Raw genomic sequence first — 23,389 nt, 5'->3', positions numbered from 1 at the left:
CCCGAGGGAGTCAACAGGGGAATGTAATAATTTTTTAACCACGTATCTATATGCAGCATTGCCTCTCTTTTCCCAGCTATCTACACACCCGTAATTCGGGAACCAACTCCCTTGTTCCACTATCAATGCTATGCATCTGGACATCTCGGTTGTCATCAACCGATGATAGTGTCGAGGTATTTGCCACCAAGCCCAAACTCGCTATTTCCTGCTGGCTGCAACAAGGAGAGTAGGATGTATACGCTGCCTTCATTAACGGTTCAGAGACCGGTCCGATCCATTGCCATTATGACCAGCGGAGGTGACGCGCCGGGAATGAACCCTGCAATACGCGGTGTTGTTCGCGCCGCTCTGCATCAGGGTATAGAGGTATTCGGGATTAACCGCGGCTACAGCGGTCTGATAAGTGACGATATGGCCCCCATGTCCTCCTCATCAGTGAGCAACATAGTTCAGCGCGGCGGCACAATTCTGAAAAGTGACCGCTGCGAGGCTTTTAAGAAACCGGAGGTGCGTTCAAGCGCTGCCGACATTCTAAAAGCCCGGGGCATCGACGCGTTGGTCGTAATCGGCGGAGACGGTTCGCTGACCGGCGCTCATCTGTTCCAGCAGGAAACCGGAATAGAAGTGATTGGGCTGCCGGGCACAATCGATAACGATATATTTGGCACTGACGATACAATAGGCTTCGACACAGCCGTGAACACGGCACTTGAGGCGATCGACCGAATTCGCGATACGGCTTCCTCCCATGAACGACACTTTCTGGTCGAGGTGATGGGACGGGCGTCCGGCTTTATCGCCATTCATGTCGGGATGGCGGCCGGGGCCGAGATGATTCTGGTACCGGAACGCGCCATCGAGATATCCCGTATCAGCGAAGAACTCGCCGCCGCCCGACGTGCCGGGACAGGCTCGAGTGGCATTATTGTGGTCGCAGAAGGCCCGGAGCCAGGCCTTACCTATCGCCTTGCCGAGCAGCTCAAGGAGCATGGGCAGGACCCTCGCGTCTGCATACTGGGGCACATTCAACGCGGTGGCAGTCCAACGGGACATGACCGTGTACTGGCTACCTGCATGGGCGCCATGGCTGTCAGTTACCTCTGTGCTGGCTATTCGGACATCATGGTGGGAGTACGTGACGGGCAGATAATCGACGTGCCTCTCGAGGATGTGATCCGCTTCCGCAAGGGGCTGGATCCGACACTTCTCGAGCTCGCACTGCAGGTCCACCGATAGGAGACAGGATGAAACTGTTGCTGCGTTTCTTTTTTCAGGGATTACTGGTGCTGTTACCGGCAGTGCTCACTTTTTACCTGTTCTGGCTGATCGTCGGCACGCTTAATGACCTGATGTTTTCGCTGATCGGAGAGCATCTGGTGCAGCTGTTCGAGCTTGAGCTACCCACCTGGCTGACCTCGATTATGGGTCTGCTCATGGTATTGGGGCTAATTACGGTGACCGGCATGCTAGCGTCGATGTATCTCGGTCGCTTTCTGCTTGGCCGCATTGATCGACTGCTGCAGCGTATTCCGCTGGTCAGACTGCTCTACACATCTCTGTCCGACCTGTTCAAGGCGTTGCTGGGGGACAACCGCGGATTCGACCGCCCGGTTCTGGTGCAACTGACTCCTGACCCAGGTCTTCGGGTAGCCGGTTTCATCACTCGTGACGACCTGTCGATGTTCGGCTTAAAGGATGATATTGCCGTCTACCTGCCACAGTCCTACAACTTTGCCGGCAATCTGGTGATCGTGCCGCGTGAGCGCGTTACCCCTATTGAAGCCAAAGCCAGCCAAGTGACCACCTTTATCGTCAGCGGCGGCGTGTCCACCAGCAATCGCGCGGAGGACTGACCCTCACCCGCGCCGGTCTGCAACGAAAGGATTGCTCAGGCGCTCGGCACCGAATGTGGACATGGGGCCATGGCCAGGGATGAAACGGACTTCATCCCCGAGGGGAAACAGCTTTTCCCTGATGGACCTGATCAGCTGATCGTGATCGCCCCGGGGGAAGTCAGTCCTGCCGATCGAACCTTGAAACAGCACGTCACCCACCAGTGCCAGCTGCTCCCCCTTATGAAAGAACACCACATGGCCGGGGGTATGTCCGGGGCAGTGGAGTACATCCAGAGTCTCGTCGCCTACCTGAACCTGATCACCCTCCTCAAGCCAGCGATCCGGATCGAAGCTTTCCACCTGACCAAAACCGAACATGGCACACTGCTGTGTCAGTGCGTCAATCCAGAACTGGTCATTACGTTCAGGCCCTTCGACAGGCACCCCTTTACGTTGCATGAGTTCAGCGGTACCACCAACATGATCCAGGTGACCGTGCGTCAGCAGGATGCGCGTCAGGTTCACGCCCTCTTCCTCGATAGCGGCCAGAATTTTATCGATGTCTCCGCCGGGATCGACCACCGCCGCCTCTCGGGTTTTCTCACACCAGAGCAGCGTGCAGTTCTGCTGGAAGGGCGTCACAGGAATAATACGGAATTTCATAACACTCTCTACATCAGGAAGAACAGGCACCCAGTATACGCAGGGTGCCTGGACGGCCCAATCAGGTTTGGAAACGGCTAATTTCGCTCTGCAGTTGTTGGGCCAGAGCTTTGAGCTGCTCACTGCTGGCCGCTACTGTGTTCGCGGCGCTGACAGTCGCTTCGGAAGCCTGGGTAATCGACAACAGATTATTGTTCATCTCCTCGGAAACAGCACTTTGCTCCTCTGTGGCCGCAGCCACCTGTACCCCCATATCGCGGACAGCATTCATATCCGATACGATGCGGGACAGCTCCTCGCCTGCAAGCAGCGCTCGTTCGACACTTTCATCCGCACGCTGGCTGGACCTTTCCATCACATCGACGGCTCGCTTGGCGGCCTTGCTCAAGCGCTCGTTCATGTCGCGAATCTGTTCGGTGGACCCCCGCGTACGTTGAGCAAGCTGACGTACCTCGTCGGCCACCACAGCAAAACCTCTACCTGAATCTCCGGCCCTTGCTGCTTCAATCGCCGCGTTCAGCGCCAACAGATTGGTCTGCTCCGATATCGCTTCGATCTGGCCAAGCACCTCGCTGATCTGCTCAGTGTCACCTTCGAGGGCCTTGATCACGCTTGAGGCTTCTTCAACCTCCTTGGCAAGCGCCTTTATACGGGTAACGGTATCGTCGACGTCACGACTGCCTTCGTCCGCTTCATGATCGGCACTGTCGATGGCACTGGAGGTTTCGCCCGCCGTACGCGCAATCTCATGGATACTGGCCGCCATTTCGTTCATAGCCGTGGACAACAGCTCGGCTTCCTGAGCCTGCTGACTCAGGGCGCCACTGGTCATCTCTGCACTGTGCGCCAATTCGGAGGCACTGCCGGTCAACTGGGAAGAGCTTGCCGATATGCTGTGCACGAGATTACGGAATACTTCGAGCGTCTTGTCGATTTGCCGACCGACCTTGCCCAGTTCATCACGGCTCTGCAGCCCCGTGCGCTCGCGCAGATCGCCTGCGGCAACCTTGATCATTACCTCAGCGATACGATCAAGTGGCTGGCATATCGCCCGTCCAATAATCCAGGCGATCGCCCCCATGATGACAAGTGCCACGAGCAACTGGATAGCAATATGCATCGCCTCAGAGAGAAAGGCCGCATTGATATCCTGTACATAGAGACCTGTGCCAATGACCCACCCCCAAGGCTTGAAGGTGTGCACATAACTGACTTTACTCTGAGGCTCACGCTCTCCGGCCTTGGGCCACATGTAATGAAAATACCGATCATTGTTGGACGTACCGATCAGCCTAGCCATCTCGGAAAAAATCGGCTGGCCATCGGAAGTCTTTGTCTGGGCCATCGCCTTACCGACGAGCTTTTCGTCCGCACCGTGCACCACGAAGCGTGCCTGCTTGTCCAGTGCAAAGAAATAACCGTCCTCGTCGTAGTCCATGCCGGACAGAAGCTCACGGGCATTACGTTGTGCCTGCTCAAGCGTCAGCTCACCGGCATCAACCCGGCTCTGCTCCCGCTCCAGAGCGTGCCAGGCGACACTGACAAGCGCCTCAAGTTTCTGTTCGCGTTCGCTGAACAGGGATGAGCGCATGTCCTGCAGTGCCAGCAGCGATACCAACCCCAACAGGAAGGCCGCCACCAGTATCAGAACCCACAATTTTCCTCGCACAGACAGATTCGATAAGCTCATGGACAAACTCCATTTTCCATGGGACATATTAGGGTAGGGAACGGATCGAAATGCCCGGTCACCAATGACAAAAGCACGGAGAGTGCAAACGCCAGACTAGCACCGCTTTGTTTCGCGAACCAACTATTTGCTGAAGATGTGCGACACTAATTGAAATAGATCCTGCCGCCCAATTTCCGGGCCTGAGCCAGAAGGTCCCGACGACGACGCTGCAGGCGAGGTAGCACCCACTGCAGGTCCTCCAACCAATACAGCCTTCTGCGCTCGTTAAGACGCTGCTCGAGCATATCGAGATCATGCAGATCACCGAGACAACCACCGAGCGCCTTCAAATCCTTGTCACCGCTTTCGCCATCGGACAACAGCTGGGACTGGTAGAAGCTTCGCTTTACCGCCTTACGCCAGTCATGCAGCGCTTCGACCTCCTCCGTTTTGCGGACCCGTCGCCACAATTTGCGCCCCTGTCGCATGCCGCGATCTCCGCCTTTACGCAGATGCCGCTTGCGCAGCCCTTTAAGCGGGGCACAGATGAATACGCCTTCTATCTGCTCAAGCCGCTGCAAGACCCCTTGCCAGTCCGGCGGCTGGTCGCAGTCGGTTTGATCGGACGTGCTCGAGGACGACTCTAATGCTGCGAGCAATCGTTGACAGACACCGGCATCGCGATCCTCTCCGGCCAACACAATCAGCGTATCGATCGCCACATCCGCATCGCGATTGGACGACAGGTCAGCGGCGATCTGCCGGCACAGACGATCCAGCACCGCACTATCGCGGGATGGAAGGCACGCGTGCAACAAGCGGATCAAAGCGCGCATTCGTTTCATCGCAACACGGACCCGGTGAATCGTCTCCTTCTGGCCCAGTTGTTCGGGGGTTTGAGCACAGCCCTGTGCTTCCCGAAGTATCGACAGGCCCAAGGTTCTAATATGTGCCTTGGGCCTTTTTGGCAGGGACTTTATCTCCTTGTCATACATTTCAATCCCACCCGGTTCTGCTTTAAAACAATCAACCGCCTTCCCGATCCACCTCCACCTGCGGCATACCGAACTGGGGTATTACAACCCTGACCAGCATCGGCGCACAGCAGACCGGACAATCCTCGGTGTACTCCTGATCCGGCTCGATACACTCGACAACGAGGGTTACCGGCTCGTTACACCAAGGGCAGCTGACATCGACATCCTCCTGCGGATTCATATCTCACCTCACGAAGATCGAACGCTCCCCTTCATTTATAGCTGATCCGGCGCGCTTTGCCGGAGCTGTGGACAGACAACCCGACTCCACCTAAACTGGGCGCGACATCTATCTTGGTCGGGGTGCCCCGTCATTGGCGTTGGAACGCGAATGGTACGGGCTGAGATTAAACCCGCTGAACCTGATCCGGCTTGGACCGGCGTAGGAAATCGAGATATTCCGTATGCCCCAGTACTATCTGCTGTTCGGGCCGACTGTGCGGTTTATCCACGGCACAGGAGCCTGATATGACACATTCAACCCCCATCGCGTTGACCATCGCCGGTTCCGATAGCGGCGGCGGTGCCGGCATTCAGGCTGACCTGAAAACCTTTTCGGCACTCGGCGTATTCGGCGCGTCGGTGATTACCGCGCTGACTGCACAGAACACACGTGAAGTGCGCGCAATCCATGACGTTCCAGCCGCCTTTATCGCAGACCAGCTTAATACCGTGCTTGATGATCTGGTCGTCGACGCGATCAAGATCGGCATGCTCAGCCGCCCGGAAACCATTGAGACCATCGCGGGTATTCTCCGCGAGAGAGCCATCACCAATATCGTGCTGGACCCGGTTATGGTTGCCAAGAGCGGCGACAAGCTACTGCTCGATGAAGCCGTCTCTGCGCTACGCAACGAACTGGTTCCCCTTGCGAGGCTGATAACCCCTAATCTGCCGGAAGCGGCTGTCCTGCTGGGCACAGACGAAGCCGAATCGCGGGATGACATGCGGGCACAGGCGCAAGCACTGCGGCAACTGGGTCCTCAGGGCGTATTGATCAAAGGCGGTCATCTGAGCGAATCAAGCAGTGACGACAGCGCAGATCTGCTTTTGCTCGATCACAGTGAACATTGGCTACCGGCCAAGCGCATCGCAACACGCAACACCCACGGCACCGGCTGCACACTCTCGTCGGCCATTGCAGCGGGACTCGCCCGCGGTCTGGACATCGTCCGAGCCGTCGAGGCAGCAAAAGCCTATATAACGGATGCCATTCAAGCCGCCGACCGGCTTCAGGTCGGTTCCGGTCACGGCCCAACCCACCATTTCCACCGGTGGTGGTGAACACGTGGATATCCGGCTTGAGCACGCCAGCCTGCACTGGCAGCAGCACTGCGTCTTCAGTGACCTGAACCTTGATCTGCCGTCGGGTCTTTGGACCAGTATTTTGGGGCAGTCCGGAGTCGGTAAGAGCTCACTTCTCCAATTGCTTTGCGGTATCGCCGATGACGCGGAGATCGGGGGCACTCTGACCTGCAGCGACGGAAAACCCTTGTCCGGCCGCGTTGCCTGGATGGCTCAGGACGATCTATTGCTGCCTTGGCTGAATGTACTCGACAACGTCTTGCTCGGCGCGCGACTGAGCCAGAAGCGCAATGTCAGGCCCGAACAGAAAGAGCTTGCACACTACCTGCTCTCTCAGGTTGGTCTTGGCGACAAGGCCGATGTAAGGCCGAGCGATCTCTCCGGCGGACAGCGTCAACGTGTCGCCCTTGCCCGCACCCTGTTTCAGGATCGCCCCCTGGTGTGCATGGATGAGCCTTTTTCGGCGCTGGATGCCATCAACCGTCTGCGCCTTCAGGATCTGGCTGCGTCGTTACTGAGTGAGCGCACGGTATTGATGATTACCCACGATCCACTTGAAGCCTTGCGCCTGTCCGACCGTATTCTTGTGTTGCAGGGCCAGCCGGCACGTTTGTCCAACCCGATTGAGCCGCAGGGCGATACGCCCCGATCGGTAAGAGATGAGGCCCTGCTTCATCTGCAAGGCGAATTGCTGACGCTACTGGCACAGGAGTGCGCATGAGCCAGCTGCTGCGGCCTGTCATCATCGCACTCGGTCTTACGTTGTTATGGCAATGCATTGTCTGGACCACGGACGCGCCACGTTACATTCTGCCCGGACCGCTATCTGTCATCGCGACACTGATCGAACAGCTGCCGCTATTGCTGCGCCATGCCGGTGTCACATTAGCGGAGATTCTGATCGGCCTGCTGCTCGGCGTTGTTCTGGGCCTTATCAGCGCGCTGTCTCTGGCCACCTGGGGTGGCTTGAAACGCTGGCTGATGCCTGTTCTGGTGATCAGCCAGGCGATCCCTGTATTTGCGCTTGCGCCGGTATTGATGCTTTGGCTCGGTTACGGCATGGCCTCTAAAATTGCCATGGCAACGTTAATCATCTATTTCCCGGTCACCGCTGCCTGCTTCGACGGCCTGCGCCAGACACCGACCGCCTATCTGAAACTGGCGCGCACCCTTGGCGCTGACAAACGGACACAACTTCTACAGATACGCCTGCCAGCAGCACTACCGGCGTTTGGCTCGGGTTTAAGGGTTGCGGCGTCTGTCGCACCGATCGGCGCCGTCGTCGGCGAGTGGGTCGGTTCCTCCACCGGTCTTGGTTACCTGATGCTCAATGCCAATGCCCGCATGCAGGTCGACCTCATGTTCGCCGCGCTGCTGATCCTGGCGCTGATCGCCGTCAGCCTCTATTTCCTGATCGATCTGATCGCGCGCCGACTGGTGCCCTGGCAGAGCGATACCCTGAATTCACCCACGACCGGCAGAAGCCGGAGCCGATAACGAGAGGAGTCTCATGAAACGCTTGAGCACACTGATCCTGGCCATGCTGTTCTCGGCACAGGCACTGGCAGCGGACAAAGTTGAGCTGCTGCTGGACTGGTTCATCAACCCTGACCATGGCCCACTGATCGTAGCCCAGCAGAAAGGCTACTTCGCCGAGCAGGGGTTGGAGGTTTCCATGGTCGAACCGGCCGATCCCTCCATGCCGCCAAAACTGGTCGCAGCCGGAAAGGCAGACATGGCGATCAACTACCAGCCACAGCTGCATCAGCAGATTGATGAAGGCCTGCCACTGGTGCGGGTCGGCACCCTTGTCGCCACACCTCTGAATTCACTGGTAGTGCTGAAGGATGGGCCGGTCAAATCGATCGCCGACCTCAAGGGCCGCAAAGTCGGCTACTCCGTCAGCGGCTTCGAGGACGCCCTGCTGCACGCCATGCTGGAGAAAAACGGTCTGACCCTCAAGGATATCGAACTGGTCAACGTCAACTGGTCGTTATCGCCGTCGCTGATCTCCGGTCAGGTTGATGCCGTTATCGGCGCCTTCCGCAATTTCGAACTGAACCAGATGGATATCGAGGGACATCCGGGACGTGCGTTCTTCGTCGAAGAGGAGGGCGTACCGGCCTATGACGAACTGATTCTGGTGATCAACGCCAAGGATCGCGGCGATGATCGCTACAGCCGTTTCATGAAAGCGGTGGAGAAGGCGACGCAGTTTATCGTCAACCATCCGCAAGCGGCCTGGCAGAGCTTTGTCAGCTACAAGCCTGACGAGCTTGATAACGAGCTGAACAAGCGTGCCTGGGCCGATACCCTGACCCGATTTGCACTGCGCCCCGCGGCATTGGACACCGAGCGTTACCAGCGTTTTGGCGAATTCATGCAGCAACAGGGCCTGACCAAGGCAACCCCGTCGGTCGATACCTACGCGACCGCTCCCTGAACTTAACTTTCTGACTCGACCCGAATACTGGAGCCACTATGACAACCCAACACCTGAGCCAAAGTGCCCGTGTCGATGCCGACTCGGTCCAGCCTTTCCCGAAATCGCGCAAGGTCTACATCGAAGGGAGCCGTCCCGATATCCGCGTACCGATGCGCGAGATCACGCTGGACTATACCCCGACCGCATTCGGTGGCGAAAAGAACGACCCCTTGTATGTCTATGACACGTCCGGCCCCTACACTGATCCAGCTGTCGAGATCGACGTGCGCAAGGGCCTCAATCCGCTGCGCGAACAGTGGATTCTTGAGCGCGACGATACCGAACAGCTCGATGGACTAACCAGCGAGTATGGCCGCGCCCGCGCCGCCGACCTGCGTCTGGACGAGCTGCGCTTTGAACTGACCCGCCAGCCACGTCGTGCCAAGGCCGGCAAGAACGTCACCCAGCTGCACTATGCACGCCAGGGCATCATCACCCCGGAGATGGAATACATCGCCATCCGCGAGAACATGAAGCTGGCCAAGGCGCAGGCTGAAGGCAGCATCGTTGCGCAACAGCACCCGGGGCACAATTTCGGCGCTTACCTGCCAGCCGAGATCACGCCCGAGTTTGTGCGCTCAGAGGTTGCGGCCGGTCGCGCCATTATCCCGTGCAACATCAACCATCCGGAGCTGGAGCCGATGATCATCGGCCGCAACTTCCTGGTGAAGATCAACGGCAATATAGGCAACTCTGCACTGACCTCCTCCATTGAGGAAGAGGTCGAGAAGATGACCTGGGGCACCCGTTGGGGCGCCGATACCATCATGGACCTCTCCACCGGCAAGAACATCCACGAAACCCGTGAATGGATCCTGCGCAACTCGCCGGTACCGATCGGAACCGTGCCGATCTATCAGGCGCTGGAGAAGGTCAACGGCGTGGCCGAAGACCTGAACTGGGAGGTGTTCCGCGATACGCTGATCGAACAGGCGGAGCAGGGCGTGGACTACTTCACCATCCATGCAGGTGTCCTGCTGCGCTACGTGCCGATGACCGCCAAGCGCATGACCGGCATCGTCTCCCGCGGTGGCTCGATCATGGCCAAGTGGTGTCTGGCCCACCACGAAGAGAACTTCCTCTACACCCACTTCGAAGAGATCTGCGAGATCTGCAAGGCGTACGATGTGGCGTTCTCCCTTGGCGATGGTCTGCGTCCGGGCTCTGTTTACGACGCCAATGACGAAGCTCAGTTTGCCGAACTGGAAACCCTGGGCGAGCTGACCAAGATCGCGTGGAAACACGATGTGCAGGTAATGATCGAAGGCCCCGGCCATGTGCCGATGCAGATGATCAAGGAGAACATGGACAAGCAGCTCAAGGAGTGCGACGAAGCGCCCTTCTACACGCTTGGCCCGCTGACCACCGATATCGCACCGGGTTACGATCACATCACCTCCGGCATCGGCGCCGCAATGATCGGCTGGTATGGCTGCGCCATGCTCTGCTACGTAACGCCGAAGGAGCATCTGGGTCTGCCGAACAAGGATGACGTCAAAACCGGCATCATCACCTACAAGATCGCCGCCCACGCTGCCGATCTTGCTAAGGGCCACCCCGGCGCGCAGATCCGCGATAACGCCATGTCCAAGGCGCGTTTTGAATTCCGTTGGGAAGATCAGTTCAATATCGGTCTAGACCCGGATACTGCTCGGGCCTACCACGACGAAACATTGCCGAAGGAGTCTGCCAAAGTGGCGCACTTCTGCTCGATGTGCGGTCCGAAGTTCTGCTCGATGAAGATCTCTCAGGAGGTGCGCGAGCTCGACGAGGCCCAGGTCGCCGCCATCAACGCCCAGGCCGCGCAGGGTATGCAGGAGAAATCGGAGGAGTTCCGCGAGTCCGGTGCCCAGATCTATTCCAAGGTGTAACGCGCAACATAGGCCAACGGCAACGAATGCCGTTGGCCGGTTTCACTGACAGTACACCCACAAAAAGGCCCCTGCCGATCTGTCGGTCAGGGGCCTTTTGCTATCACGCGTTAAGCAATGCGCTAGCGGCTTTTCTCAGCCAGCAATGTCGCACTGCGTCCGCCACGATTTTTCTCCTGCTCGTACCGGCGCGCCGATGCCGGTACCGAGCCGCTGTCGCCGGTCTCAAGCCACCGTCGTACGCGGGATGCATCACCGATGTGGGAGCGCTTGCCGAAGGAATCGAGAAACACCATCGCAATTCGATGGCCTCGGATGCGACTGAGCAGCGCCAGACAGCGTCCGGCCTCGTCGTTGTAGCCGGTCTTGCTGAGCAGAATATCCCACTCGTCGTTGTTGACCAGACGGTTGGTGTTGTAGAACGCGAGCACATAGTTCGGGTGGCTGAAGCGTGCATCCAGCTTAGAACTGGTAGTCATCTCATGCACTGCCGGATAGTTGCGTGCCGCCTTGATCAACTTCGTCAGATCGCGTGCCGTGGAAACATTGAAATAGGAGAGTCCCGTCGGTTCAACGAAACGGGTACTGTTCATGCCCAGCGCCTGTGCTTTCAGGTTCATCGCCCGTACAAATGCAAAGTAACCACCGGGATAGGCGTGCGCCAGCGCCGTTGCGGCCCTGTTTTCCGATGCCATCAACGCCAGATGCAGGACATCACCACGGGGCAATTCGCTTTCAAGCCGAATACGTGAAATCACGTTCTTCATCTGGATGGAGTCATGCACCCGAATCGGAATCCGCTCGTCCATATCCAGCTTGGCATCAAGCGTCACTAGCGCCGTCATCAACTTGCTCACGGATGCGATGGGCACGACGGCATCGGCATTCTTCTGATACAGCACCTCACCGGTATCGATATCGGTAACCATGGCATTGACAGACGCCAGGTGCAGACGGGAAGGATCGGATTTCAGACCGGCCGCCAGAACAGGCTCGGCCAGTAACATCAGGAAAAGGGTCAGTATCGCTCGGCTTTTATACAACATCATTCCGTTTCGTCTACTGAGATACGCCGTAAAACGGCAAAGAATATTGCACGAGAGTATAAATCAACGCGCTACCAACGCACACTCCTCCGGTTTGAATCCCTGCATTAGCATATGATTCCCTTTTTCAGTCAACAGTTTAGATAAAAAGTGCGAAAGTTACCCCTGGCCTGGGAGGATTGGTATACTCACAGGATTCGCTATTCCCTGATTCTTGCAGGAAAGACCATTGAACTCCTTCAATCTGCTTAAATCGATCGCTGATGCCCGCTCAAAACTGCGTAAATCCGAACAGAAAGTAGCGGAATATGTGTTGGCTAACCCCAATGAAGTGATCCATATGCGGATCGTCGATCTCGCGTCCGAGGCCAATGTCAGTGAGCCGACCGTCGTTCGCTTCTGTCGTGCGCTGAATTATGACGGATTCCAGGATTTCAAGCTGACCTTGGCGCAGGGGCTGGCCAGCAATACCAGCTTCGAGCAATTCGCCCTGAACTCCACCGACACGGTGATCGAGTTCAAGCAGAAGATTTTCGACTCGATGATCGGCAACCTGATCAACATCCGGGAACAACTCGATCCAACCACGCTGGAGGAGGCGATTGACGCCCTGGCCAAGGCTAATCGCGTGGAGTTTTACGGCTTTGGGGCGTCTGCGCCGGTATGCGCCGATGCCCAGCACAAGTTCTACCGCTTGAAGGTATCCGCCGCCGCCTATTCCGACCCTCACATGCAGACGATATCCGCCGTCACCTTGGGTGAAGGCGACGTGGTCGTTGCGATCTCCCAGACCGGGCGCACCAAGGATCTGCTTCATACCGTCAAGCTGGTACGCGAAACCGGCGCGACCGTCATAGCGCTCTGCCCGGGCAATACGCCGCTGGCTGACTTAGCGACGATTCCCATCCATATCGATGTGGAAGAGGACAAGGATCTAAGCACGCTGATGTCGTCACGCATCGTGCACCTGGTGGTGATCGACGTGCTCGCAGTCGGCGTGGCGATGAAACTCGGCCCTGCGCTTTTCGACCATCTCAAGACGATCAAGCGCAGCCTGCGCAGTCTTCGCCAGAATGACAAACGGCTGCTGCTACGCCGCCCCGAAGACGACGATTGCGACGAATGAGCCGAACGAAGATCCTCTTTTAACAGGCCGCCTTTTTAAGGCGCCCTGTCACTTTCGTGCAACAGCACACGCCTAGTATTTGATCAACCGCTTACCCCAGCCTGTTTGAATTTTGATCGACATTGGGGTAAAACGGGGTCTACAGCGACGTTTTCGCGGTTCCCGACGGGCCTCTGAACGCTCCGTTGGTCGCCGCTGAACCGGTTGATCGGAGCAAGTATTATGCTGGTACGGAAAGAGCAGGACCTGAACGAAATTCAGACCGAAGTGTTCGACATCCTTGTCAGTTACGATGTCGAAGAGAAAAACCGCCGCAAACAACACGCATCCAAGCGACTCCTGGAAGCAAGACGCGCCATCGAGCGACGCCGGGAGGAGAAAGAGCTATCACCCTTCATCGACAACGACTCCTGGTTCGACGAAGAGTAGCCGACAGTGAAAGGCCAGCTTAAACGCTGGCCTTTCGCGTTTCTGTACCCTCAGGAGTCGGGATACAGAATATTCAGCGGAACGGATGTACCGCCATCCAAGACGATGGCGGCGTGCTCACGCTTAAGTTGCCGTGGCTCCGCAACGCCACATGAGTGCGCGATCATCTCCACCTCATGTACCAGATTGTGGTGGAAGTGGGCCACGCGCTCGGCCTTGTCCTCCGGCACCAACCCCTGCTGCAAGCGGGGATTATGCGAGGTCACACCGGTAGGGCAGGTGTTCTTGTTGCACTGCAACGCCTGGATACAGCCCAGCGCGAACATGAAGCCACGCGCCGTCACGACGAAATCAGCCCCCATGCAGATAGCGGCCGCTACGTCGGTGGGATTAATCAATTTGCCCGATGCGATGATGCGAATGCGGTTGCGCAGCCCATGCTGGATCAACTTGTTGACCAGTATCGGCAGGCTCTCCCTCAACGGCAGTCCAACACTGTCGATCAATGGCAGCGGCGCAGCACCGGTACCGCCATCGGCACTGTCCAGTGTAATAAAATCGGGCGCCGCCTCGCTGCCACGCTTATTGACTGCCTCGCAAAAACCGTCCAGCCAGTCCGTCGTGCCCAGCACCATCTTGAAGCCCACAGGCTTTCCGGTCACCACACGGATATGTTCGATTACATCCAGCAGATCATCATTCGACCCGATCTCCTGATGGCGATTGGGGCTGATCGACGGGTGCCCGACCGGAATACCGCGGATCTCGGCGATCTCCGCCGTGACCTTGTCACCGGGAAGAATACCGCCCTTGCCAGGCTTCGCGCCCTGACTGAGCTTGATCTCGAACATCTTCACCTGCGGCAGTGCGGAGGCCTGCACCAGTTTTTCGTCACTGAGCTTACCCTGTTCGTCACGCAGACCGTATTTGGCCGTGCCGATCTGGTAGACGATGTCGCAGCCACCTTCGAGATGGTAGGGCGATAACCCACCTTCGCCGGTGTTCATCCAGCATCCGGCAATCTTGGCGCCGCGCGATAGCGCCTTGACCGCAGGCCGTGACAGCGCGCCATAGCTCATGCCAGAGATATTGAGCAGCGAGGGAGCATCATAGGGCTCCCGACAATAGGGACCAATGCGCATCGACTGGGTTTTGGCCGCATCTTCGCTGAGCGTCGGAAAAGGACAGTTCAAGAAGTAGTAAGTACCGGGGCGACGCAGATCGCGGGTCGAGCCAAACGCCACGGTGTTGTCGATATTCTTCGCCGCACGGTACACCCAGGAGCGCTGAGCACGGTTAAACGGCATCTCCTCCCGGTCCATGGCAAAAAAGTACTGGCGGAAAAATTCGCCCAGCGACTCAAACAAGTATCGAAAACGTCCCAGAAGCGGGTAGTTGCGCCTGATTGTGTGAGCCGTCTGCCGTTTATCAACCTGGTACATGATGACCGCGGCAACTAATCCTCCCAGAATCAGCAACAGCAACAGCAGTCCGATGAGGGCGATGAAGTTGATCGCCAGCATCGAGATCGTATCGTTCATAACGGGTTCTCCAGACCTGAATGGCCCTATCCTAACCGATCCGTCCGGTAGACACAGTCAGGCTGTGCCGGATGCGCGATGCTTGGCGGCAATAAAATCGATGTGCGGAACATAGATAAGGTCGGCGATTCGCCGGATCACATGCTCTTCGTACCGGTGCAGTTCACCGTCGGCATAGGCCACACGCCAGAGATTCTCGATCAGCGCGACTTTCTGTTCGGGCGTACAAGCCTGATTGATTTGCGACGTAAAGCGAAAGTAATCGGTGGAATCCCGATGAGCAGCTTCTGCGCGCTCTAGCAGGGCATCGGCCGCCGCGTCGTCAAGCTCGAAGGAGCGCTTCACCAGCGCCAGCAGCATCGTCCTCTCTTCGGGTTTACGGTCGTAATCCGACGCCAGCACCTCGACCATCAGCGCGGCAGAGGCCAGCGTAAACAGCGCTTTAGGATCTTCCTGCTGCTCGGCATCCAGTGGCAGCAGTGTTTCCACCAGAGACTTGAGTTTCATTAGCATCATGTTCTCTCCCAATATGCCAGATAGACCGGTCTGAACCGGTAATGGTTCATATCGGGCCCCTCTTCACCTCATCCATCACTATCTGGTGGTGACATCGTGACGCTGCCGTGCAGGGCGCGATCAGGTGATCGGATCGCCTCCCATCCACTGCGCTACCTTAAGCGCTTCCATGACAAATTCGATGGAGAGAGCTGCCAGTATCATCCCCATAACCTTGACCAGAATCGCCGAGCCATTGTTACCGATCACCCGTATGATCGGTCCTGCCGCGAGCATCAGCAGGAAGGTGATCGCCATAACACCCAGCATGATCAACGTCGTTACCGCCTGCACGGGTATGGGGTAGACATGATTATCGGTCAGCAGAATCACCGCCATGATCGCACCCGGTGTTGCGATGGAGGGCACCGCAAGCGGGAACACCGCGATATCGTGCCCGCTCTCCTCACCGGTTTTCACGTCCTTGTTCATGTCGCCAAAGATCATTTTCAGCCCGAACAGGAACAGGATTAGGCCTCCGGCCAACTGAAGTGAAATCAGGCGTATCCCCATGGCCGACAACAGCAACTGCCCCACCACGACAGAGCACACCAGAATCACCGATGCGTAGAAGATCGCCTTGATCGCGGTCCGCTTGCGCTCGCTGGATGTCATACGTGCCGTAATCGCTGAAAAGATCGCCAACGTGCCGATGGGGTCGATGGTGGTCCAGAGAATCAAGGCATCACGGATGAACTTTTCGGTCATTAAAAGGCCGCCTGTTCGGGCCCGCCGGATAGGGCCGGCCGGGAAAATTGAAGGGAGGGAAACCGCTGCCTCAATAAGATTCGCGTTTAAGGGCGGGAGTTCCCCGTCGGCTGAATAAAACCGACGGGGGAAGTTGGGTATTTATTCGACCGTTACCGATTTGGCGAGGTTGCGCGGTTGGTCTACATCCGTGCCCTTGAGCACCGCCACATGGTAGGAGAGCAGTTGCAGCGGCAGTGTATAGGCGATCGGTTCAAGCAGTACCGGCATGGCAGGCAAGCGGATAACCGACACACCAGCTTCCGGCTTGATGCTCTGATCCTGCCCCGCGAACACGAATAACTCTCCGCCGCGTGCACGTACCTCCTGCAGGTTGGCCTTGAGCTTGTCGAGCATATCGTTGCTCGGCGCCACGGTGACCACCGGCATATCCTTATCGACCAGTGCCAGCGGACCATGCTTGAGCTCTCCGGCCGGGTAGGCTTCGGCATGGATATAGGAGATCTCCTTGAGCTTCAGCGCTCCCTCCAGCGCAATCGGATAGAGTGCGCCACGGCCAAGGAACAACGCATGGTGCTTCTCCGCGAAAGCAGAAGACATCTGCTCGATCTCTGGATCCAGCGCCAGTAGCTGCTGCAACAGATCCGGCAGTTGTTTTAGCGCGGCGATGATCTGCGCTTCGGTTTCGCTCAGGATGCCGTTACGACGGCCCAGTGCCAGTGTGGTCAGCATCAGCGCCACCAGCTGCGAGGTAAACGCCTTGGTCGAAGCAACGCCGATTTCGGGGCCTGCATTGGTCATCAGCGTGATATCGGATTCGCGCACCAGAGAGCTGCCCGGTACGTTGCAGATTGCCAGCGTACCCAGCACACGCTCACGCACATCGCGCAGTGCGGCGAGCGTGTCGGCGGTCTCGCCGGACTGGGACAGGGTGATCAGCAGCGTGCCTTCGGGCAAGACCACCGGCCGGTAGCGAAACTCGCTGGCCACCTCCACCATGCAGGGGATACCCACTAGCGACTCGATCCAGTATTTCGCCACGACACCGGCATGGTAGCTGGTACCGCAAGCAACAATCTGTACCTGACGGGTGCGGTCGAACAGGGAGCACGCGTCATTGCCGAACGCCTGCTCCAGCAAGCGCTCACCGCTGATACGCCCCTCCATCACTGAACGCATCACAGCGGGCTGCTCGTAGATCTCCTTGAGCATGAAGTGCTTGAAGTTACCCTTCTCGGCACTGCCCGAGCCATGCTCGAAACGGCTGACGCTGCGCTCGACCGGCTGTCCATCCCGATCCCAGACTTCAACCTGATCCACGGTCAGCCGTGCAATATCGCCATCTTCCAAAAACATGAAGCGGTCGGTTACCGGCAGCAGGGCCAATTGATCGGAGGCGATGAAATGCTCTCCAATACCGACACCGATCACCAGCGGGCTGCCTTTACGGGCGGCCAGCAATCGATCGGGATGGTCGATCTGGATCACACCCAGTGCAAACGCACCTTCCAAACGGCTCATCGCCTTGCGCAACGCATCGAGCAGGGTTGCACCGGACTGCACTTCGCGATCGATCAGGTGCGCCACCACTTCGGTATCGGTGTCCGAGTCAAAGTTGTAGCCGGCCGCGATCAGCTCCTCACGCAACAGCTCGAAGTTTTCGATAATGCCATTGTGCACCACAGCCACCCGGTTGGCGGACATATGGGGGTGGGCGTTACGCTCCGACGGACGGCCGTGGGTCGCCCAACGGGTATGGGCGATGCCCAGTGTACCGTTGAGCGGCTGCTCAGCCTGGGCATCAGCCAGTGCCTGAACCTTGCCGGCACGGCGCAGGCGATGAATTTCACCGTTATCCCACAACGCCATACCAGCCGAATCGTAACCGCGATACTCGAGCCTGCGCAGGCCTTCCAGCAGTATTCCCGATACCTGACGCGCCGCTACGGCACCTACTATTCCACACATGGTCTGTGCTCCTTAGCTACGCTTGACCGGTCGCTTCCAACCGGAAATATTGCTCTGCTTGCCACGTGCAACCGCCAGCTCACCATCGCCAACCGCCTTGGTCAGCGTTGAGCCAGCACCGACTGTTGCGCCGGCACCGACACTGACCGGCGCCACCAGCGCGCTGTTGGAGCCGATAAATGCGCCGTCTCCGATCTCGGTCAGCGACTTGTTCACGCCATCGTAGTTGCAGGTGATGGTACCGGCACCCACATTGACGTCGCGACCGATCAGCGCATCCCCCACGTAACTGAGATGGTTAACCTTGCTGCCCTGGCCGATACGCGCCTTCTTGGTTTCGACAAAGTTGCCGACCTTTACACCCTCGGCAAGCTCTGTACCCGGACGCAAGCGGGCAAAGGGACCAATCACGCAGGCGGACTCAACAACGGTACCATCGATGACAGAGTTCGCTTCAACGACCGTACCGGCGCCGATACGGCAGTTACGGATCAGGCAGTTAGGACCGATACGCACGTCATCGCCGATCTCCACCGTGCCTTCGAATATGCAGTTGATATCGATGCTGATATCGCGGCCAACCGATAGCGCACCGCGCACATCGATACGTGCAGGATCAGCCAGCGTAACGCCCTCGGTCATCAACTGCTCGGCGAGCTGCATCTGGTGCCAACGCTCCAGAGCGGCCAGCTGCGACCGGTTGTTGACGCCCTGCACCTCCTGCTCACAGCCAGGCTGAATCGCCTGCACACGTACCCCGTTGTCCGCGGCCATCGCGATTACATCGGTGAGGTAGTACTCACCCTGAGCGTTATCGGACGACAGCTGAGGCAACCATTCATGCAGATATTGCGCTGGCAGTGCCATGATGCCGGTATTAACCTCGGCGATCTGGCGCTGCTCATCCGTGGCGTCCTTGTGTTCAACAATGGCGACCACATCGCCAACCGGATTGCGGATGATCCGTCCATAGCCGGTGGGATCAGCCAATGCCACCGTGAGCAGACCCAAGTGACCCTGCGCGGCTATTTTGAGCAACGCCTCAAACGTCTCAGGACGCGTTAGCGGCACATCGCCATATAACACCAGCACCTGCGCATCTTCGCCGATGCTCGGCAGCGCCTGCGCCACCGCGTGACCGGTGCCAAGCTGTTCAAGCTGTACGGCAAAGCGCAGGGACTGATCCGACAGTGCCGACTGCACTTGATCGGCGCCATGGCCAATCACTACATGCAGGTTCACCTCGCCAAGTGCACGCGCGTTATCGATGACATGTTGAACCATGGGCTTGCCCGCCAGGCGGTGCATCACCTTGGGCAGCTTTGATTTCATGCGGCTTCCCTGACCTGCGGCCAGAATCACTACGTCTGTACTCATCCGTCGTTCCCGATATGTTTTTGACCGATCTGTCATCCAACTGACAACACAACTTGGCAGACGTGCCGGCCTGTAATCGCTCATTGACAGCAGCCTACAGTATGTCAGGATGGGATCAATATTCTTTGTCATAAAAAAATTGACAATATGGACGACGAGATATTTGCCCAACTCGGCCTTGAGCCGCGCGATGTCGCTATCTACAAGGCACTGCTTGAGCTAGGACCCAGCTCAATTCGCACCATTGCCGAGCGCGCCGGTGTCAATCGGGGTACGACATATGAGTGCCTCAAGGCGCTGCAACAGCAGGGCATCGTGACCTATCTGCCCAAGGGGCAGCGGCGTTTCTTCTCGGCCAGGGAGCCCGAGGTACTGCTGCAACTCGGTGAAGAGCGCCAACAGCGACTCGCCTCAGCACTCAAACAGCTCAAGGGGCGCATCATCCCGGAGATGCACCACCTGAAACCCGATTTCAGTGCAGCCAATGTGCAGTTTTTCGAGGGGGATGTAGGGATAGAACAGGTCCTGCGCGATATCCTGAACCGGGTGTCGGAGCAGCCTCAACGCGTCTATTCCGTGTTCTCATCGAAACCGATCCGAAAACACCTCTACCGTCCCTTCCCGACCTTTACAGCACAACGTATCGCACGTGATATCCGCGTGCGCGTCATCGCGATTGGAGATGGGGGGGAAAGCGCAGAGCTATCGGAGCGCAAGTGGATCCGTACGGAGGGTCCGGTCGATGCGGCCTATATCGCCATCTATCCTCCCCGCTGCGCCATTATCTCGCTGGCGTCAGAGAACTACCCAACAGCCGTGGTGATCGATTCGCGGGAGGTGGCGATGGCTCAGAAGATCGTGTTCGATACGCTGTGGGGACTGCTCTGAGAACGAAAAAAGGCAGCCGAAGCTGCCTTTTTTGATCGCTGCCAAGCGAGGCTGTATTACTTGCCCGCTTTGCGACGAATCTGCTGCAGTGTGCGGAGCTGCGCAGCAGCCTCCGCGAGCTGAGCGGCTGCCCGTGAGTACTCGAACTCACCGGATTTATCAGCCATCGCATGCTCGGCGTGTTTCTGGGCTTCGAGAGCCGCAGCTTCGCTCAGATCAGCAGCGTGGGCAGCAGTATCTGCCAGTACCGTGATCTTGTGCGGCTGCACTTCGATGAAGCCACCGGACACGTAGAACACATCTTCGTCACCGCCCTGCTTGCGCAGCTCGACAGGGCCTGGTTTCAGTTCCGTCAGAAGCGGAGCGTGACCCGGGTAGATACCCAGGTCACCCAGGCTACCTGTTACGGACACGAACTCGATCAGGCCGGAGAAGATCTCCTCTTCGGCACTTACGATGTCGCAATGAACAGTCATAGCCATCTTGATTACCTCTTAAAGGTTTCCGCCGTGAACCGATTACAGGCCCTTAGCTTTCTCTACCGCTTCGTCGATGGTGCCGACCATGTAGAACGCCTGCTCCGGCAGCTGGTCGTACTGACCTTCCAGAATGCCTTTGAAGCCGTTAATGGTGTCTTTCAGCGATACGTACTTACCCGGGGAACCAGTGAAGACTTCCGCCACGAAGAACGGCTGAGACAGGAAGCGCTGGATCTTACGCGCGCGGGATACGATCTGCTTGTCTTCTTCAGACAGCTCGTCCATACCCAAAATCGCGATGATATCCTTCAGCTCCTTGTAGCGCTGCAGAGTAGACTGCACGCCACGCGCCACTTCGTAGTGCTCCTGACCGATAACCAGCGGATCCAGCTGACGAGAGGTGGAATCCAGCGGATCGATCGCCGGGTAGATACCCAGCTCCGCGATCTGACGGGACAGTACCACGGTCGCGTCAAGGTGGGAGAAGGTGGTCGCCGGAGACGGGTCAGTCAAGTCATCCGCCGGTACGTATACCGCCTGGATAGAGGTGATAGAACCGGTCTTGGTCGAGGTGATACGCTCCTGCAGAACGCCCATCTCTTCCGCCAGAGTCGGCTGGTAACCTACCGCTGAAGGCATACGACCCAGCAGTGCCGATACTTCGGTACCCGCCAGGGTGTAACGGTAGATGTTGTCGACGAACAGCAGTACGTCTTTACCTTCGTCACGGAACTTCTCAGCCATGGTCAGACCGGTCAGCGCTACACGCAGACGGTTGCCCGGCGGCTCGTTCATCTGACCGTAGACCATTGCTACCTTGGACTTGGCCTTGTCATCCAGGTTTACAACGCCGGATTCAGCCATTTCGTAGTAGAAGTCGTTACCTTCACGAGTACGCTCACCAACACCTGCGAATACAGACAGACCGGAGTGTGCCTTCGCAATGTTGTTGATCAGCTCCATCATGTTGACTGTCTTACCTACACCGGCACCACCGAACAGACCAACCTTACCACCCTTGGCGAACGGGCAAACAAGGTCGATAACCTTGATGCCGGTTTCCAGCAGCGCGTTGGAAGAAGCCTGATCAGCGTAGGACGGGGCCTTACGGTGAATCGGGTAACGCTCTTCTTCACCAATCGGACCACACTCGTCGATCGGCTCACCCAGAACGTTCATGATACGACCCAGGGTCGCAGCACCGACAGGTACTGAAACCGCTTCGCCGGTGTTGGACACTTCAAGTCCGCGAGACACACCTTCGGTCTGTCCCATTGCAATTGCACGTACGACACCGTCGCCCAGCTGCTGCTGAACTTCCAGTGTCAGGCCGGTTTTAGCGACGACCAGTGCGTCGTAAACCTTCGGCACGTTGTCACGCGGGAATTCCACGTCGACGACCGCGCCGATAATCTGAACAATACGTCCGCTACTCATGTTCGGATCCTCTTAACATTTAAACCTGTTCACTGCGTTAGACAGCAGCAGCACCACCGACGATCTCGGAGATTTCCTGAGTAATCGCCGCCTGACGGGCCTTGTTGTAGACCAGTTGCAGCTCATCGATCAGGTTGCCGGCGTTGTCTGTTGCGTTCTTCATCGCCAGCATTCGTGCTGCCTGTTCACAGGCGTTATTCTCAACCACTGCCTGGTACACCAGAGACTCGATATAACGCTTGAGCAGGCCGTTCAGCAGCTCTTTTGCGTCCGGTTCGTACAGGTAGTCCCAGTGATGGCTGAGCTTCTCTTCGTCTTCACCTGCCTTCAGCGGCAACAGCTGCTCGACAGCGGGCTTCTGGGTCATCGTGTTTACAAAGTCGTTAGACACGATGTACAGCTTATCCAGCTTGCCTTCTTCATAGCTGTCCAGCATCACTTTCACAGAGCCCAGCAGTTGACCAAGCTCGGGTGCATCACCCAGCCCGCCTTTCGCTGCCACGACGTTACCGCCGTAGTTCCGGAAGAAGCTGATTGCCTTGGAGCCCAGTGCGCAGATATCGATCTCGACATTCTGCTGGTTGAACTCCTTCATTTTGGCAATGGCTGCCTTGAACATGTTAACGTTCAGGCCGCCACATAGGCCGCGGTCAGAAGCGACGATAATGAAACCGACGCGCTTGACCTCACGCTCCTGCATGTAGAGGTGACGGTACTCAGGATTGGCCTTGGCCAGATGCTGAACCACACCACGGATGCTGTGGGCGTACGGACGTGAAGACTGCATGCGATCCTGAGCCTTGCGCATTTTCGACGCAGCAACCATTTCCATGGCGCTGGTGATTTTGCGCGTGCTGCCGATACTCGCGATTTGCGTCTTAATCTCTTTTCCGACTGCCATAGTTCCGCCTATTAAACTTGTCTCGGTTCAGGCCGGTCAGTGACCGACCCCCGACTCTGACGA

At 57.5% G+C, this 23,389-nt stretch carries 23 protein-coding genes and 1 riboswitch; of the genes, 10 read left to right on the top strand and 13 right to left on the bottom strand.

Going from position 1 to position 23,389, the window contains the following annotated elements; translation table 11 throughout:
• Positions 1–234: 234 nt before the first annotated feature.
• Positions 235–1,239 carry a 6-phosphofructokinase gene (gene pfkA, locus ADIMK_RS17305; RefSeq protein ID WP_036190832.1) on the top strand — a complete coding sequence of 335 codons (1,005 nt, stop codon included), beginning with the start codon at positions 235–237 and terminating at the stop codon, positions 1,237–1,239.
• Positions 1,240–1,247: 8 nt separating this feature from the next.
• Entirely contained in the window at positions 1,248–1,856 is a 609-nt protein-coding gene (locus ADIMK_RS17300; protein ID WP_036190831.1) for a DUF502 domain-containing protein, read from the top strand.
• Between the two features lie 3 nt (positions 1,857–1,859).
• Here ADIMK_RS17300 and ADIMK_RS17295 read toward each other — a convergent pair whose 3' ends face one another.
• The 4 genes from ADIMK_RS17295 to ADIMK_RS17280 form a co-directional block, all read right to left on the bottom strand.
• Positions 1,860–2,501: an MBL fold metallo-hydrolase gene (locus ADIMK_RS17295; RefSeq protein ID WP_036190830.1), complete on the bottom strand. Its 642-nt coding sequence runs from the start codon at positions 2,499–2,501 to the stop codon at positions 1,860–1,862.
• A gap of 61 nt (positions 2,502–2,562) precedes the next feature.
• The gene (locus tag ADIMK_RS17290) at positions 2,563–4,191 is read right to left on the bottom strand and encodes a methyl-accepting chemotaxis protein (protein ID WP_036190829.1); all 1,629 of its coding nucleotides are present in this window, start codon (positions 4,189–4,191) and stop codon (positions 2,563–2,565) included.
• Positions 4,192–4,337: 146 nt separating this feature from the next.
• Entirely contained in the window at positions 4,338–5,168 is an 831-nt protein-coding gene (locus ADIMK_RS17285) for a CHAD domain-containing protein (protein WP_081849841.1), read from the bottom strand.
• A gap of 31 nt (positions 5,169–5,199) precedes the next feature.
• On the bottom strand, positions 5,200–5,391 hold the full coding sequence (locus ADIMK_RS17280) for a zinc ribbon domain-containing protein (protein WP_036190827.1): 192 nt from the start codon (positions 5,389–5,391) through the stop codon (positions 5,200–5,202).
• Positions 5,392–5,499: 108 nt separating this feature from the next.
• A riboswitch (TPP riboswitch) is annotated at positions 5,500–5,616 on the top strand.
• Positions 5,617–5,678: 62 nt separating this feature from the next.
• Here ADIMK_RS17280 and thiD point away from each other — a divergent pair.
• Genes thiD through thiC form a run of 5 tightly spaced genes read left to right on the top strand, consistent with a single transcriptional unit; the run spans position 5,679 to position 10,871 of the window.
• On the top strand, positions 5,679–6,494 hold the full coding sequence (thiD, locus tag ADIMK_RS17275) for a bifunctional hydroxymethylpyrimidine kinase/phosphomethylpyrimidine kinase (protein WP_036190826.1): 816 nt from the start codon (positions 5,679–5,681) through the stop codon (positions 6,492–6,494).
• Entirely contained in the window at positions 6,418–7,236 is an 819-nt protein-coding gene (locus ADIMK_RS17270) for an ABC transporter ATP-binding protein (RefSeq protein WP_197027569.1), read from the top strand. Before thiD ends, ADIMK_RS17270 begins: the two co-directional genes overlap by 77 nt.
• Positions 7,233–8,012 (top strand): ABC transporter permease, encoded by a 780-nt coding sequence (locus ADIMK_RS17265; RefSeq protein ID WP_036190824.1) that lies wholly within the window; start codon positions 7,233–7,235, stop codon positions 8,010–8,012. The genes ADIMK_RS17270 and ADIMK_RS17265 overlap by 4 nt, the downstream gene beginning before the upstream one ends.
• A 13-nt stretch (positions 8,013–8,025) precedes the next feature.
• Positions 8,026–8,958 carry an ABC transporter substrate-binding protein gene (locus ADIMK_RS17260; RefSeq protein ID WP_036190823.1) on the top strand — a complete coding sequence of 311 codons (933 nt, stop codon included), beginning with the start codon at positions 8,026–8,028 and terminating at the stop codon, positions 8,956–8,958.
• Positions 8,959–8,996: 38 nt separating this feature from the next.
• Complete coding sequence (thiC, locus tag ADIMK_RS17255; RefSeq protein ID WP_036190822.1) at positions 8,997–10,871, top strand: phosphomethylpyrimidine synthase ThiC; 1,875 nt, start codon at positions 8,997–8,999, stop codon at positions 10,869–10,871.
• A gap of 122 nt (positions 10,872–10,993) precedes the next feature.
• On the opposite strand, the gene pbpG is transcribed toward thiC, so the two are convergent.
• Entirely contained in the window at positions 10,994–11,920 is a 927-nt protein-coding gene (gene pbpG / locus ADIMK_RS17250; protein ID WP_197027568.1) for a D-alanyl-D-alanine endopeptidase, read from the bottom strand.
• A gap of 226 nt (positions 11,921–12,146) precedes the next feature.
• Between pbpG and hexR the strand changes: the two genes are divergently transcribed.
• Positions 12,147–13,043: a transcriptional regulator HexR gene (gene hexR, locus ADIMK_RS17245; protein ID WP_036190821.1), complete on the top strand. Its 897-nt coding sequence runs from the start codon at positions 12,147–12,149 to the stop codon at positions 13,041–13,043.
• Between the two features lie 222 nt (positions 13,044–13,265).
• Positions 13,266–13,472, top strand: a complete 207-nt coding sequence (locus tag ADIMK_RS17240; protein WP_036190820.1) for a PA3496 family putative envelope integrity protein — start codon at positions 13,266–13,268, stop codon at positions 13,470–13,472.
• Positions 13,473–13,522: 50 nt separating this feature from the next.
• On the opposite strand, the gene ADIMK_RS17235 is transcribed toward ADIMK_RS17240, so the two are convergent.
• The 5 genes from ADIMK_RS17235 to glmU form a co-directional block, all read right to left on the bottom strand.
• Positions 13,523–15,013 (bottom strand): FMN-binding glutamate synthase family protein, encoded by a 1,491-nt coding sequence (locus ADIMK_RS17235; protein WP_051693062.1) that lies wholly within the window; start codon positions 15,011–15,013, stop codon positions 13,523–13,525.
• A gap of 57 nt (positions 15,014–15,070) precedes the next feature.
• Complete coding sequence (locus ADIMK_RS17230; protein ID WP_231517075.1) at positions 15,071–15,529, bottom strand: tellurite resistance TerB family protein; 459 nt, start codon at positions 15,527–15,529, stop codon at positions 15,071–15,073.
• A 120-nt stretch (positions 15,530–15,649) separates the two neighbouring features.
• On the bottom strand, positions 15,650–16,276 hold the full coding sequence (locus ADIMK_RS17225; RefSeq protein ID WP_036190819.1) for a MarC family protein: 627 nt from the start codon (positions 16,274–16,276) through the stop codon (positions 15,650–15,652).
• 141 nt (positions 16,277–16,417) lie between these two features.
• Complete coding sequence (gene glmS, locus ADIMK_RS17220) at positions 16,418–18,244, bottom strand: glutamine--fructose-6-phosphate transaminase (isomerizing) (RefSeq protein WP_036190818.1); 1,827 nt, start codon at positions 18,242–18,244, stop codon at positions 16,418–16,420.
• A gap of 12 nt (positions 18,245–18,256) precedes the next feature.
• Complete coding sequence (gene glmU, locus ADIMK_RS17215; RefSeq protein ID WP_036190817.1) at positions 18,257–19,621, bottom strand: bifunctional UDP-N-acetylglucosamine diphosphorylase/glucosamine-1-phosphate N-acetyltransferase GlmU; 1,365 nt, start codon at positions 19,619–19,621, stop codon at positions 18,257–18,259.
• 147 nt (positions 19,622–19,768) lie between these two features.
• Between glmU and ADIMK_RS17210 the strand changes: the two genes are divergently transcribed.
• Positions 19,769–20,509 (top strand): TrmB family transcriptional regulator, encoded by a 741-nt coding sequence (locus ADIMK_RS17210; RefSeq protein WP_036190816.1) that lies wholly within the window; start codon positions 19,769–19,771, stop codon positions 20,507–20,509.
• A 56-nt stretch (positions 20,510–20,565) separates the two neighbouring features.
• On the opposite strand, the gene ADIMK_RS17205 is transcribed toward ADIMK_RS17210, so the two are convergent.
• Genes ADIMK_RS17205 through atpG form a run of 3 tightly spaced genes read right to left on the bottom strand, consistent with a single transcriptional unit; the run spans position 20,566 to position 23,326 of the window.
• A complete protein-coding gene (locus tag ADIMK_RS17205) occupies positions 20,566–20,991 on the bottom strand; it encodes a F0F1 ATP synthase subunit epsilon (protein WP_036190815.1) in 426 nt (141 codons plus the stop codon).
• A 36-nt stretch (positions 20,992–21,027) separates the two neighbouring features.
• Positions 21,028–22,425 carry a F0F1 ATP synthase subunit beta gene (gene atpD, locus ADIMK_RS17200; protein ID WP_036190814.1) on the bottom strand — a complete coding sequence of 466 codons (1,398 nt, stop codon included), beginning with the start codon at positions 22,423–22,425 and terminating at the stop codon, positions 21,028–21,030.
• 37 nt (positions 22,426–22,462) lie between these two features.
• The gene (atpG, locus tag ADIMK_RS17195) at positions 22,463–23,326 is read right to left on the bottom strand and encodes a F0F1 ATP synthase subunit gamma (RefSeq protein ID WP_036190813.1); all 864 of its coding nucleotides are present in this window, start codon (positions 23,324–23,326) and stop codon (positions 22,463–22,465) included.
• Positions 23,327–23,389: the final 63 nt, after the last annotated feature.

Origin of the sequence: Marinobacterium lacunae (genome assembly GCF_000705555.1) — a bacterium.
GTDB classification, from domain to species: domain Bacteria; phylum Pseudomonadota; class Gammaproteobacteria; order Pseudomonadales; family Balneatricaceae; genus Marinobacterium_D; species Marinobacterium_D lacunae.
This window is presented reverse-complemented; position numbering and strand designations above follow the sequence as displayed.

Bases quoted from the DNA above. Each gene is read 5' to 3' on its own strand.
- ADIMK_RS17300 (WP_036190831.1), top strand. From the start codon at position 1,248: ATGAAACTGTTGCTGCGTTTCTTTTTTCAGGGATTACTGGTGCTGTTA.
- ADIMK_RS17280 (WP_036190827.1), bottom strand. From the start codon at position 5,391: ATGAATCCGCAGGAGGATGTCGATGTCAGCTGCCCTTGGTGTAACGAG.
- thiD (WP_036190826.1), top strand. From the start codon at position 5,679: ATGACACATTCAACCCCCATCGCGTTGACCATCGCCGGTTCCGATAGC.
- ADIMK_RS17285 (WP_081849841.1), bottom strand. From the start codon at position 5,168: ATGTATGACAAGGAGATAAAGTCCCTGCCAAAAAGGCCCAAGGCACAT.
- ADIMK_RS17230 (WP_231517075.1), bottom strand. From the start codon at position 15,529: ATGATGCTAATGAAACTCAAGTCTCTGGTGGAAACACTGCTGCCACTG.
- thiC (WP_036190822.1), top strand. From the start codon at position 8,997: ATGACAACCCAACACCTGAGCCAAAGTGCCCGTGTCGATGCCGACTCG.
- ADIMK_RS17225 (WP_036190819.1), bottom strand. From the start codon at position 16,276: ATGACCGAAAAGTTCATCCGTGATGCCTTGATTCTCTGGACCACCATC.
- ADIMK_RS17270 (WP_197027569.1), top strand. From the start codon at position 6,418: ATGCCATTCAAGCCGCCGACCGGCTTCAGGTCGGTTCCGGTCACGGCC.
- pbpG (WP_197027568.1), bottom strand. From the start codon at position 11,920: ATGATGTTGTATAAAAGCCGAGCGATACTGACCCTTTTCCTGATGTTA.
- ADIMK_RS17260 (WP_036190823.1), top strand. From the start codon at position 8,026: ATGAAACGCTTGAGCACACTGATCCTGGCCATGCTGTTCTCGGCACAG.
- ADIMK_RS17205 (WP_036190815.1), bottom strand. From the start codon at position 20,991: ATGGCTATGACTGTTCATTGCGACATCGTAAGTGCCGAAGAGGAGATC.
- atpD (WP_036190814.1), bottom strand. From the start codon at position 22,425: ATGAGTAGCGGACGTATTGTTCAGATTATCGGCGCGGTCGTCGACGTG.
- ADIMK_RS17240 (WP_036190820.1), top strand. From the start codon at position 13,266: ATGCTGGTACGGAAAGAGCAGGACCTGAACGAAATTCAGACCGAAGTG.
- glmS (WP_036190818.1), bottom strand. From the start codon at position 18,244: ATGTGTGGAATAGTAGGTGCCGTAGCGGCGCGTCAGGTATCGGGAATA.
- atpG (WP_036190813.1), bottom strand. From the start codon at position 23,326: ATGGCAGTCGGAAAAGAGATTAAGACGCAAATCGCGAGTATCGGCAGC.
- ADIMK_RS17210 (WP_036190816.1), top strand. From the start codon at position 19,769: ATGGACGACGAGATATTTGCCCAACTCGGCCTTGAGCCGCGCGATGTC.
- glmU (WP_036190817.1), bottom strand. From the start codon at position 19,621: ATGAGTACAGACGTAGTGATTCTGGCCGCAGGTCAGGGAAGCCGCATG.
- ADIMK_RS17235 (WP_051693062.1), bottom strand. From the start codon at position 15,013: ATGAACGATACGATCTCGATGCTGGCGATCAACTTCATCGCCCTCATC.
- ADIMK_RS17290 (WP_036190829.1), bottom strand. From the start codon at position 4,191: ATGAGCTTATCGAATCTGTCTGTGCGAGGAAAATTGTGGGTTCTGATA.
- ADIMK_RS17295 (WP_036190830.1), bottom strand. From the start codon at position 2,501: ATGAAATTCCGTATTATTCCTGTGACGCCCTTCCAGCAGAACTGCACG.
- ADIMK_RS17265 (WP_036190824.1), top strand. From the start codon at position 7,233: ATGAGCCAGCTGCTGCGGCCTGTCATCATCGCACTCGGTCTTACGTTG.
- pfkA (WP_036190832.1), top strand. From the start codon at position 235: ATGTATACGCTGCCTTCATTAACGGTTCAGAGACCGGTCCGATCCATT.